The organism is Exiguobacterium sp. MH3 (assembly GCF_000496635.1).
Taxonomy (GTDB): domain Bacteria; phylum Bacillota; class Bacilli; order Exiguobacteriales; family Exiguobacteriaceae; genus Exiguobacterium_A; species Exiguobacterium_A indicum.
The window spans coordinates 1532884-1544924 of sequence record NC_022794.1 but is presented as its reverse complement, the minus strand read 5'-3'; the positions used below and the strand labels follow the sequence as shown (position 1 = coordinate 1544924).

Sequence of the window (12041 nt, the reverse complement as noted above, 5' to 3'; positions counted from 1 at the left end):
GTTTTTATTGTCCTTGCTGTTCAAGTCTCATACCAAAGCGGGATGTCTCGCTGAAAACCAGCATGATCCTGAATGATTCGCTGAACGCGTTTTTGCATTGCTTGCATTCCGTCTGCATCGAACCGCTTCGTCCAGACGAGTGCTGAAAAGACGACCATCGCCATGTAAAGACTATACATTCGCCAAAAGTCGGATGGTACTTCGGTCTCGAAATACCCCTCGATCAAGTGACGGGCAAATACCGGACTCGTCTCGACCTGAAACAGACCACATTTGACGAAATCATGCCACGGATCGCCATAATCATGATTCCCGTAATCAAGGAATGCGGAAAGATGCCCATCCTCGACAAGGAGATTATCGAGATGAACGTCATCATGTTGCAACTGGTTCGGACGTGTCTGAAGTAACGGAATCCGCTCGCTAATGAATCGATCAAGACGCTCGATCCACGTTGGCTCAAGCAACCCGTCAATCGCTGCGCGGTAGCGGTCATGTTTCGTCTGGCAACGTTCGCTCCAAGACGTCATTTCGCTCGGTGCAGTGACGTCATGAATGCGTCTCAACGCTTGCCCTGTCTCCTGACCGAGTCGGGGTGCTAATTCCGGTGTCTCCTTGAGTACGCTTCGAACGGTTTGTCCGGGGAGGTAGGGATAGATACCGTAAGCGGTCGTTGCGGTCCGTCCGGTCGCTAGCGGTAAGGCATGAGAGATTCCCTCTTGTTTTGGGATCGCGACAGCGGCTTCTCGTTCAAATTGACGACTAGACGGATCCGTCACGACCTTGACGATGTAGTGCGCTGTTGCCGTCTTGACGGACCAGACGGCTTGGCGCGATCGACCAGATAACTGTCTTTTGCTTACAACGTGCGTGAGTAAGGGATGCAAAGGTAACATGAAGACTCCTTTCTGACATTAAAAAGAGGACGCATCTTGCGTCCTCTTCGTCATGCCTGTGGAATGTAGCCAGCAATGATCTCAAGCAGATCGGCATACGCTGTCTCAAAATCGATGTTTTCAATCATATAATCATAATGATCGCGTTCTTTCCACGCTTCCTCGTAATCGACGAGTCGCGCTTCAAACTCCGGTGTATCCCCGCGCATCAACAGTCGTTCCTTCATCAAGTCGGGTGGGACCGAGACGAAAATCGTGATCACTTGGTCGCCAAACAAACGCTTGAAGTTCGCCGCCCCTTTCGGATCAATGTCCTTGATGACGATTTGATCCTGTTCGAGGACATCGACATACGCTTGACGCGGTGTCCCGTACCACGCCCGGTGGACGTGGGCGTATTCGATGAAGCCGTCGTCTTGGATCAATTGTTGGAACGTCTTGACGTCGACGAAATGATAGCTTGCTCCATCAATCTCTGTCGGTCGTTTCGGTCGGGTCGTCACCGACGGGATGAACCGGACGTGCGCGTATTCCGTTCGCAGACGTTTGATCAGGGAGGACTTTCCGCTGCCCGATCCACCAATCAAGAGAATGATTTTACCTGACATCGTTTTCCCCCTGTTGTTGTGTCGTGAAGTAACCTGTAAAGCGAAGAGCGAACTGTTCGAGTTCACTATCGACGACCGTTCCGTAAATCGGTCGAATGACGATTAAATAGCGTTCATACGAGATGATCCGGGATGTCTCGTTTCGTGTCATCTGGACTTGTTCTTCCGGATAACTCTCGACGTAATACCAATCGACCGCAATTCGTTCATCGGATGGGGTCTCATAAATCCAGGTCACCGTCGTTCCATCCGCAGGAAGGGTGCTTTTCAAGGTGAAGCGCTGAATCTGCTTCAGTTCCCGTTTCGCTGACGCAAGTCCTGCCTGATAATCCGCAGGGCGCATCGGTGTCGTCGTCACTTGCTTCGGTTTTGGTTCCGGCAAGCGGGCAAAGCCAAGCTGAAGTCCGACGAATAAAGCGACGAGCGACAAACTGATGACGAATACGTATTCCTTGCGCATCCCTTCCTCCTCCTCATCCTTCGAATGTGTCGCGCATCCCTTTTGGATCATTGACGATGACGGCGTCGACACCGATCCGCTGCATCTGCCGGACATCCTCGACCGTCTTCGGAGTGTAAACCCGGACCGTGACGTCTTGCGCGTGAGCGAACGCAACGTCCGCTTCCGTCACCCGTCGATAATCGGGATGGATACCGGTCGCACCAATTCGGAGGGCTTGTTCTTCCGGATGATAGATCGGATACGGATAGAGAATCGCTGTCTCAACGCGTGGGTCGAGCTTTTGGATCAAGGCAACCGAATAATGGTTGAACGAACTGAATAACAATCGGTCGGTCGCGATGCCGTGTGCTGCACAGCGTTCAAGGACATACGCTTCAAGCCCGTCATAGCGGATCGTATCCGTCTTCAGCTCGATGTTGAGCCGCAGGGTCACTGGTGCAAGGATTGCGAGGACTTCGTCAAGCGTCGGAATCTTCGTCTTGATCGGTTCCCCTTTGAATCGTGCTCCAGCATCCAGAGCCTGCAGTTCAGCAACCGTCATGTCGATGACACGTCCTGTCCCGTTCGTCGTCCGGTTGACGGTCTCATCGTGAATAATGACACCGACACCGTCCTTTGAGAAATGGACATCGAATTCGACCCCATCGACGTCGTCTTCAATCGCAGCAGCGATGGCTTCGAGCGTGTTCTCCGGAAAACGGTCACTGACGCCGCGGTGTGCAAACCACAACATCAGAGTGCCTCGACGACACGCGTGTATTTCTTCGTCAAGTAGTTGACGAGTGGTGCGACAGAGATCGATTGCCCCGTTGCTGCTTCGATCAGTTCAGCCGGTGTCTTCGATTTCCCGTGACGGTGAATGTTCTCTTTCAGCCAGCCTTTGATTGGAGCGAGTGTTCCCGCCGCGATCAGACCATCGACGTTATCGACGTCACGACGAAGCGCTTCGTTGAGCTGTGCCGCATAGACGAGACCGAGCGCGTAACTTGGGAAGTAACCGAACGAGCCACCTGACCAATGGACGTCCTGTAAGACGCCTTTTGCGTCACTCGGCACATCCACACCGAGATACTCTTTATAGAGGCGGTTCCATTCTTGCGGAAGATCCTTGACTTCGAGCTCTTTCGTCATCAAGCGTTTTTCCAGCTCATAGCGGATGATGATATGAAGCGCATACGTCAATTCATCGGCTTCGATCCGAATCAGTGACGGTTTGACTTCATTGACCGCGGCATAGAAGCGTTCGAACGGAACGTCAGCCAGTGACGGAATCGCTTGTTGTAAGCCATGATAACGTGCGTCGAGGAAACCTTGGTTGCGTCCGATGAAGTTCTCAAAGAACAGTGATTGTGATTCGTGAATCCCCATCGAAGCCCCGTCACCAAGACCGAGTGAATCGAGTTCCGGTTCGATCCCTTGCTCATACGTCGCGTGTCCGGCTTCGTGCATCGTGCCGAAGACAGAGTTCCGGTAGTCGTTCTCATCGTATTTCGTCGTGATACGTGCGTCCTTCCGGTTGATCGTCGTCTGGAACGGATGAACCGTCTCATCCAAGCGACCAGACGTGAAGTCATAGCCGATATCGCGGAGCCACTCTTGGTTCAAGGCGATCTGTGTCTCGCGGTCCGCTGACCAATCAAGCGTCGGGAAGTCTTTTCCTTCGAGCTGACCGAGCAAACCAATGATTGCTTGACGAAGTTCTGCGAACAACGGATCAAGTGTCGCGACCGTCATCCCCGGCTCATAATCATGGAGCAATGCGTCATATGGGTGCGCGTCATAGCCCCAGTACTCGACGAACTGGCGCTCCATCGCGACGATTTTCTCGAGGTATGGTTCGAACATCGACCAATCGTTTGCGTCCTTCGCCTTTTCCCAGACGCTCTCTGCCTCAGAGATCAACGTGATGAACGTTTGGTACTCGGCTTCTGGAATCTTCGAGTCGCGATCGAATGCCTCTTTTGCTTTTGCGAACGAGATCGCTTCGATGCCCGTCAGCGTCTCTTGCTCCATTGCTGCTAGTAATTGTTGGTATGTTTCGCCTGTCCGGCGACGGAAGCTCTCTGTCGAGAGGAATCCGATCGACGCGGAACGGTTTGCTGCGCCTTGATCCGGCATGTATGTCCGCATGTCCCAGTAAAGTAATGCGACGGCTTCTTCGTATGCGCGAAGACCATCGAAATGGTCGCGCCATTGTTGTGTCGTTGACATGATTAAAAACCCCCTTGAAGTATGTAACAGTGTAACATTTTTAGCATATCACATAATGTTCAAAACTTTCACACACAAGTGATTTTTGAAACTTTTCCTGTCAGATGAGCGTATAATGGGTATAAGAAATGAAGGAGGAAAGGAAGTGACACCATTGAAAACTGACGCTGAGTTAGCGCAATTGATCCAATTGAAAGAAACAGGCTTCGTTTGTACGATCGAGCATCTTCCGAGTGAACTTGACTTAATCGGGACAGGACGAAGTGCGTTCGTCTTTCGCATCCGCGGAACAGATCGCGTCATCAAGAAATTTTACCCGTCGTTTCGAACGCTCGCTGATCTCGAAGGGAGCATCTACGCACAGTTGACTGATTTTCCGACGTATGCGCAAGTCTACGAATACGGTGCCGATTATATCGTGCTTGAATACATTGAAGGTCAAACGTTATTCGAATGTCTCGTCAGCGGGACGTTCATCCCAGAATCCGTCTTAACGACAGTCGATACGGCTTTAGCACAAGCACGATCCGTCGGTTTGAACCCATCAGACATCCATTTACGCAATATCCTTTTGACCGCTAACGGAACACGGATCATCGACGTCGCTCGGTTCCGTCAAACGGAACCGTGTACACAATGGGATGATTTGAAGAAGGCGTATCATTATGTGTATGCAAAACCGTTCTTCCCGAAAAAGTTGAGCGAGACGTTCCTCAATACGATTGCCGACGTCTATAAGGGACGATTATTCGAATCGATCCGAAAGACCGGTTAACGAAAAAGCGCGCTGGATCTCTATAAAAGAGAATCAGCGCGCTTTTTGTATGTAGCCATAGAATCTAATAGGCAAATGACCTGTCTTAGTGATTTTTGGTCTGTAAACATTAAAATCATTTATACGGTCGGTGAAATAAAGTCACTTCGAATAAACAAGTCGAAAGACGATCATACTGGCGACGGCTAAGAGACGTTCCTTCGTGTCACAGTCAAAGACGAGTTGCGCCCCGTGCCGTGACCCTGTTGCGATGCAATCGCCGTTTTGATAAACGCCGATTTTTCTCGTGACTGTCGAGGACCGAATCTGATACTCCTGACCGGCATACGAGACGAGTAAGACTTCTTTCAGCTGCAGTTGCTGACGAAGTGCCGCATCCGTGCGAATCGTTCCGACATCGCGTCCGTCTTTACGAATCGCAAAATGTGTCGTATTGCGAAGCCACTCCGTCTTCGTCTCTTTAATTTGTAATTGTTCCCCGTCTCCTTCGAACGTCACGTCGAGGAAAAATGATTCGAACTTTTCGAAGCGCGCAAGGATTGCCTGCCACCATGTGGCGTATCGACGTGAGAACGTTAGCCATCGTTCATGCGCGAGAAAGACCGTATTCATCTTTCGGCTCGCCCTGTCCGCTAATCGAACGGATACTCCCTCTTCTACTCCTCGATAACGTAAATCGCAACGGATTTGCCACCATTCGACTCCACCGATCACGAAAGCGACGCCCGTTAAACCGAGTAATCCGTACAACTCACGTGGAGCGAGTTCCCCTGTCATCAAATAATGTCCAATCAAAGCGAAAAAGCATAAGACAATCAGTATTATACTCTGAACCATAAACCATTCACACCTCCACTTTCATTTTTCCATAAAGCGACAAAAAATCCTCCTTTCACGTAGAAAGGAGGGATCACTTATAGAGTTGCTGCGACTTCTTGTAAGTCATCCGCTGTCTCAGCAATCGCTTCTGCAATCTTACGCATACCTTCGATCGTTCCGGCGACATCCTTCGTATCGGTCGATAGTTCATGAATTTGCCGCGAGACCGCATCCGTCTGTTCCGAAATCCGTGAAAAGGCACGGACGACTTGTTGCATCTCCGTCGTCGTTCGGACAACCGCTGTCTCCGTCGTTCCCATCCGCTCTGAGACGACGAGCATCTTTTGCGTGATTTCTTGGGCGATCCGCGACGTCTCGGCTGCCGACTGTTTACTCTCTTCAGCGAGTTTCCGAATTTCTTGCGCAACGACGGTAAACCCGCGCCCCATCTCCCCGGCACGCGCCGCTTCGATTGAGGCGTTCAAGCTGAGAAGGTTCGTCTGATCAGAAATCGTCGTCACCATCCCGGCGATTCGCTCGATTTCCTGCGACAGACGAGACAGTTCAGCGACTTGTTCGGTCGTCCGTGATAAATCTGCAACGACATGTTCAAAGCGACGTGTCTCCTCTTCGACGAGGACGACACCTGCTTCTGCTTCACCGACCGCTTCCGTCAACTGGATCGAAATTGCGTCTGTCGTCGTCGAGACGTGTTTGGCGTGCCGTTCAATCTCCTGGAAGTTCGCTGACGACTCTTCACTCATCGCAGCAAGTTCTTCCGTTGATTTTTGTACGCCATCTCCGACGTGCCGTTTGGCTGTCGCGATCGCTTGGCGTTCCTCATCGATTTGATCCTCATACATCGTCATGACGATCTGTTGCTCGAGGTTGAAGAGTTTCCCCGCTGCCCGCATGATCCGGACACGTTCTACTTCCGGCCAATCACTGCCGTCAATCTGTTCACTGAGGACGTTCCAGACTTTTTGAAAGGCAGCAATATACCATTTATTATGCAACCCAATTTGAACATGCCGTTCAGCAATCCGGCGCCGGGCTTCGATGTAGTCCATCGTCACCTGACCATCGAACATTTGTAGGATGTGCCGAGCGAGAGTGCCTTTCAATCGTTCGAGCGTCGAATGCTGTTCAATCAAATGCCGGAGAGATGGAACACGAACCAGCTCCTCGTAGAACGCGTCGACCATGCTCGGCATCCAACGGGATACATCTTCGCGGATGACCCGGACAATTTGTAAATCGACTGCTTCTAGACCGATTAAACGTAATTGTTCATGTAAGGATGTCGGAACGTTCAACACGACATGAGCGCGTTCGTCTTCGATGCGCGCATCGAAGGACGGTGATGCTGATTTCGCGAACCATTTCATATGCTTCTCTCCCTCATTCATTTGTGAACTTCGTTCCTTATATCGTCTAGATTCTCTGACAATTGAATGGAAAATCACAATAATTATGGTTGATCTAGATTGTTTTATTGATTGAAGTTAGCCTTTTTCCCTAACATCTAGTAGATATACGTTAGCTTATCGCCATATCTTATCGATTCGTGATCTCGTCGGTCAGAATTATCACCATGTTCATCATTGATCAAATGACACTTTTTTACTTTTTTGATGAACGCGATAAGTCCTCGGTCCATTAAACAAGACCCGCCTGCTTAGTAGATTGAACTACTAAGTAAAACGGGTCTTTCTGTTAGCTTGACGGCAAGGTCAACTTGACATCCTGAATCTGATATTGGGCAGAACGCAAGATCTCAAGCGTAAACGCCTCATCTGTGACGATCGTTCCCTCTTCAAAAGCAGCCGTCCGTGATTGGATATATCCACCGATCGTGTCGACCGCCTCTGCTTCAGTGAACCGAAGACCAAATCGTTCTTCAATTTCAACTAATAGGACAGTACCCGCTAAGCGGTACGAGCCGTCCAGTAACTGTTCGATTTCGGCTTGCTCCGCTTCATCGAATTCATCACGGATATCACCGACGATTTCCTCCAAAATATCCTCCATCGTGATCAAACCGGATGTCCCACCATACTCGTCGATGACGAGAGCGATGTGTGACCGTGTCTGCTTCATCTTCAAGAGTGTTTCTTGCAGCGGTGTCAATTCCGAAACGACCGGCAACGGTTTAAGGAACGATGCAAGTTCTCGTTCGTCTTGTACCGCGTGATGGGCGAGCACTTCCTTGACGTTGATATAACCACTAATCCGATCCTTATCCGTTCCTTCACTGACCGGGTAACGTGTATACGGATTATCAGACATCGTCTGTAATAGATTTTCCCAACTCATCTCGTCCGAAATGACCATCATGTTCATCCGTGGCACCATGATGTCGCGCGTGACACGCTCATCAAACGCAAAGACGTTTTGCATCAAGGCGAGTTCCGATTGATTGATCTCACCACTTTGAAAACTTTGTGCCATGATGATCTTCAACTCTTCTTCGGAATGGGCTTGTTCGTGACCGGCAGGTTTCACACCGAACATCCGCAAGAGGACACGGGCCGAACCGTTCATGATCCAGATGAACGGATACATGACTTTTCCGAATACATAGAGTGAAGGAGCTAGCAGTAACGTCATCCGTTCCGCATACTGGATCGCGAGCGTCTTCGGTGCAAGTTCTCCGATGACGACGTGGAGAAACGTCACGAAGATGAAAGCGATACTGTATGAGAGAATCGTTGACAGCGCAACGGCGACACCAAGTTCATCAAAGACCGGTGTCAACAATTTCTCGACGGTCGGTTTCCCGAGTGCACCCAGACCAAGTGCAGTGATCGTGATACCGAGCTGACAGGCCGACAAGTAATAATCGAGATCTCCTGCGACCTTCTTCGCAAGTACTGCTCCCTTTTTTCCTTCTTGCACCATCTGGTCGAGACGTGACATCCGGACTTTAACGACAGCAAATTCCGAACCGACGAAAAACGCGGTCAAACCAATCAATACGACGAGCAACAACAAATTCAGTGTTAAGACGATGTCCAACTTGTATCCCCCTAAAAGTGGGGGATCACCTCCTTTTGATTTTAAACTGTACAGTATAACGTGACACTTGATAAGAGTGTACGATGCTTTTTCTTCAAACGCAACCAATATCACTTCGTTGAAGTTCAGGCGACCATTAATCATGTACCTGTAATACTAGGTTTCTCTTATTTAGTTACCGGTTATATAAGAGCTATGCGCGTAAGAAACTTGAGATGAAGCTTTTACATTCATGAACATCTCGAACTTGAAAGACCAATTTGGGGAGAGGTAGTGCTTATTATGGAAAAGACAAACAGAGGCTTTTCGTCGCATTTCCGAGCGGAAGCGGACGGAGCAGGTCGTAACATCTCATGGAGCTCGATTTTTGCAGGTGTGGTATCATTTCTATCTTTATTGATCTTATTTAGTTTAATCGGTTCAGCGATCGGTCTCGGCGTCACGGACGTCACGTCAAATAACCCGTTCGATGGTGTTGGAACTGGCTTGATCATCTGGGCAATCCTTTCATTGCTCATCTCGCTGTTCGTTGCTGGATTCGTCTCCGGTGTGACGTCGGCACTTGCCGGTCTCGTCCACGGTTTCTTGACATGGTCGACGAGCGTCATCCTCTTGTTCGCTCTCTTGACGTTCACGACGGTCAATACGTTACAATCGGTCGGCTCACTACTCGGTACGGTCGGTGGTGCGGCTGGTAACGGTATCGGATCCGTTGCTTCGACGGCGCAAGACGCTGCGACGAAAGGATTCGATTCGATTACGAAAAACGTGTCACAAGTTGATACGAAAGAACTTGAAGGGAACGTCGACGAAATCTTAAAAGATACGGACATCAAAGAATTGCAACCAGGTTACTTGCAGAACGAACTTGACGCTGTTCAAGAAGACGTCACGGCTGCTGGTAAGGAAGCGATCACGAAACCAGAAAACTTCGATACGATCGTCCAGGATCTTGGTGATTCGTTGACAGCACGAGCTGAAAAAATCGAGAAATCAGTCGATGAAGACAAAATCGCTGATGCAGTCGCGAAAAACACCGATTTGACAGGTGCTGAAGCGGAAGAAGCGACACAAAATATCGTCGATGGTCTCAACACGGCAACAAAAGAAACGACGCAACAAATCGAAAACGCCAAACAAACGCTTGATGAGACATCCGCTGACTTGAAGAAAACAGTCCAAGATGTCCGCGAGCAAACGGAACAAGCGACACAAACGGCGTCAAAAGTTTCGATCTGGGCGTTCGTCGGACTGCTTCTGACTCTTATCTTCACGTCATTCGCAGGAATCGTCGGCTCACGCGTCGCAACACGCGGTCGTGTCATGAATAAATAATGATTCTTCCTTAACTGATTCCGCCTTCGCGGAGTCAGTTTTTTTGTGCGGTAAGACAATCTGATTGACTACATTTGAAATTTGCTGTTACAGTGTTACCTAACGACCGTTAGGAAGGTGATTCATCTGAAAGCCCAACAATTGTTACAGACGAGCATCCATCATTTTGCTGCGCACGGCTATGAAGGGGCATCGTTGCAAGAGATCGCGACAGAGGTTGGCATAAAAAAGCCATCGATCTATGCGCACTATAAAGGGAAGGACGACCTGTTCCTGCAAGCGACGACGTACGCCTTGCAAGAACAAAAGCGCCGCTTTGCGACGTATTTCACGAGTACGCGGCAGCAGCCGCTCGAGCAATCGCTGCACGGCTTCTTCGATTGGTTCATTTCGGAACAGCAAGACGATATCCTGATGCGATTCATCCTTCGGGCTGCCTATTTTCCACCGGAGAAGCTCGAACAAGAAATGACGGACCGCTTCAATCCGTTTTTCGATTCACTGCACGATCTATTAACGCGATTACTACGCGAACGAGACCGAACGGAACAGATTCTCTATTCGACGGATTACAAAAGTGCCGCTCTCGCCTATCTGACGGTTGCTGAAGGTACGCTGACGGAACTCGTCTACAACGGTGTCGACGCGTTTCACGCTCGACAGCAAGCTGTCTGGCCGATCGTCTGGCGCGGTATGTCAAAAACGATTTAATTCTATTGAGGTGAACTATGCAAAACAATACATTGATTTTAAGTACACTCCTGCTCAACTTATTCATTGCCTTTTTAGGTATCGGACTCGTCATTCCCGTCACACCGACAATCATGAACGAGTTGAACATCTCCGGGGCGACAGTCGGTTACATGGTTTCCGCCTTCGCCTTTGCGCAACTAATTCTTTCACCACTCGCGGGACGTGCCGTTGACAAGTACGGACGTAAACCGATGATTATCATCGGTTTATTCATCTTCAGCATGTCCGAGCTCTTATTCGGTCTCGGTCAAAGCGTCGAAGTCCTGTTCGCGTCACGGATTCTCGGTGGTGTCAGCGCTGCTTTCATCATGCCAGCCGTCACGGCATTCATCGCTGATATCACGACGAACGAAACTCGTCCGAAAGCGCTCGGATATATGTCTGCTGCCATCTCGACCGGTTTCATCATCGGACCGGGGATTGGTGGGTTCCTCGCTGACCTCGGCTCGCGGACACCGTTCTTTTTTGCTGCTGCGTTCGGTTTAACAGCGATGGTGTTATCCGTCTTTACGCTTAAGGAACCGGAACGTCACTACGAGACAACGACGGTCAAACAACAGACGGGTTTCCGGAAAGTCTTCAGTCCGCTCTATTTCATCGCTTTTCTTGTCCTATTGATCTCATCGTTCGGTCTCGCCTCATTCGAGTCGTTGTTCGCCTTGTTCGTCGACCGGAAGTTCGGCTTCACAGCGAAGGATATCGCGCTTGCGATTTCTCTCGGTGCGATCGTCGGCGTCATCGTCCAAGTAGGACTGTTCGACCGTTTGACACGCTGGTTCGGTGAGATTCGCTTGATTCGTTACAGCTTGATCGGTTCGACACTGCTCGTCGTCTTGATGACGTTCGTGACGAACTATCTCTCGATCATTCTCGTGACGATGGTCGTCTTCGTCGGTTTCGACTTGATGCGCCCCGCTGTCACGACCTATCTTTCGAAGATTGCCGGAAATGAACAGGGATTCGTCGGCGGAATGAACTCGATGTTTACGAGCATCGGCAACATTCTCGGACCGATCGTTGGTGGACTACTCTTTGACGTCAATTTGAACTATCCGTTCTATTTTGCGACAGCCATGCTCGCAGTCGGTATTTTCCTGACGTATTTCTGGCGTGCACCACGCGCTGAAGCAACCGAAGCAGATCGGTTGTCTTCTTAAAAAACA

At 49.9% G+C, this 12041-nt stretch carries 12 protein-coding genes; 4 read left to right on the top strand and 8 right to left on the bottom strand.

The features are described 5' to 3' along the window. Positions 1–20 precede the first annotated feature (20 nt). The 5 genes from U719_RS08195 to U719_RS08175 are packed head-to-tail and all read right to left on the bottom strand — an operon-like array spanning position 21 to position 4178. The gene (locus tag U719_RS08195) at positions 21–896 is read right to left on the bottom strand and encodes an aminoglycoside phosphotransferase family protein (RefSeq protein WP_023468287.1); all 876 of its coding nucleotides are present in this window, start codon (positions 894–896) and stop codon (positions 21–23) included. A gap of 50 nt (positions 897–946) precedes the next feature. Continuing rightward, positions 947–1504: a guanylate kinase gene (locus tag U719_RS08190; protein WP_023468286.1), complete on the bottom strand. Its 558-nt coding sequence runs from the start codon at positions 1502–1504 to the stop codon at positions 947–949. Beyond that, on the bottom strand, positions 1494–1964 hold the full coding sequence (locus U719_RS08185; protein ID WP_023468285.1) for a hypothetical protein: 471 nt from the start codon (positions 1962–1964) through the stop codon (positions 1494–1496). The genes U719_RS08190 and U719_RS08185 overlap by 11 nt, the downstream gene beginning before the upstream one ends. Positions 1965–1977: 13 nt before the next feature. Further along, entirely contained in the window at positions 1978–2700 is a 723-nt protein-coding gene (locus U719_RS08180; RefSeq protein WP_023468284.1) for a glycerophosphodiester phosphodiesterase, read from the bottom strand. After that, complete coding sequence (locus U719_RS08175; RefSeq protein WP_023468283.1) at positions 2700–4178, bottom strand: carboxypeptidase M32; 1479 nt, start codon at positions 4176–4178, stop codon at positions 2700–2702. Before U719_RS08175 ends, U719_RS08180 begins: the two co-directional genes overlap by 1 nt. A gap of 145 nt (positions 4179–4323) precedes the next feature. Between U719_RS08175 and U719_RS08170 the strand changes: the two genes are divergently transcribed. Then, positions 4324–4953, top strand: coding sequence for a Lipopolysaccharide core heptose (II) kinase (locus U719_RS08170; RefSeq protein ID WP_023468282.1), 630 nt, complete (start codon positions 4324–4326; stop codon positions 4951–4953). Between the two features lie 141 nt (positions 4954–5094). On the opposite strand, the gene U719_RS08165 is transcribed toward U719_RS08170, so the two are convergent. The 3 genes from U719_RS08165 to U719_RS08155 all read right to left on the bottom strand — a co-directional run bounded on the left by U719_RS08165 (position 5095) and on the right by U719_RS08155 (position 8790). Continuing rightward, positions 5095–5790, bottom strand: a complete 696-nt coding sequence (locus U719_RS08165; RefSeq protein WP_023468281.1) for a hypothetical protein — start codon at positions 5788–5790, stop codon at positions 5095–5097. Between the two features lie 77 nt (positions 5791–5867). After that, entirely contained in the window at positions 5868–7160 is a 1293-nt protein-coding gene (locus U719_RS08160; RefSeq protein WP_023468280.1) for a globin-coupled sensor protein, read from the bottom strand. A gap of 328 nt (positions 7161–7488) precedes the next feature. Continuing rightward, positions 7489–8790: a hemolysin family protein gene (locus tag U719_RS08155; RefSeq protein WP_023468279.1), complete on the bottom strand. Its 1302-nt coding sequence runs from the start codon at positions 8788–8790 to the stop codon at positions 7489–7491. Positions 8791–9072: 282 nt separating this feature from the next. Between U719_RS08155 and U719_RS08150 the strand changes: the two genes are divergently transcribed. The 3 genes from U719_RS08150 to U719_RS08140 all read left to right on the top strand — a co-directional run bounded on the left by U719_RS08150 (position 9073) and on the right by U719_RS08140 (position 12035). Then, positions 9073–10125 (top strand): hypothetical protein, encoded by a 1053-nt coding sequence (locus U719_RS08150; protein ID WP_023468278.1) that lies wholly within the window; start codon positions 9073–9075, stop codon positions 10123–10125. Positions 10126–10242: 117 nt separating this feature from the next. Further along, entirely contained in the window at positions 10243–10836 is a 594-nt protein-coding gene (locus U719_RS08145) for a TetR/AcrR family transcriptional regulator (RefSeq protein ID WP_023468277.1), read from the top strand. Positions 10837–10853: 17 nt separating this feature from the next. Then, positions 10854–12035, top strand: coding sequence for an MFS transporter (locus U719_RS08140; RefSeq protein WP_023468276.1), 1182 nt, complete (start codon positions 10854–10856; stop codon positions 12033–12035). Positions 12036–12041 lie beyond the last annotated feature (6 nt).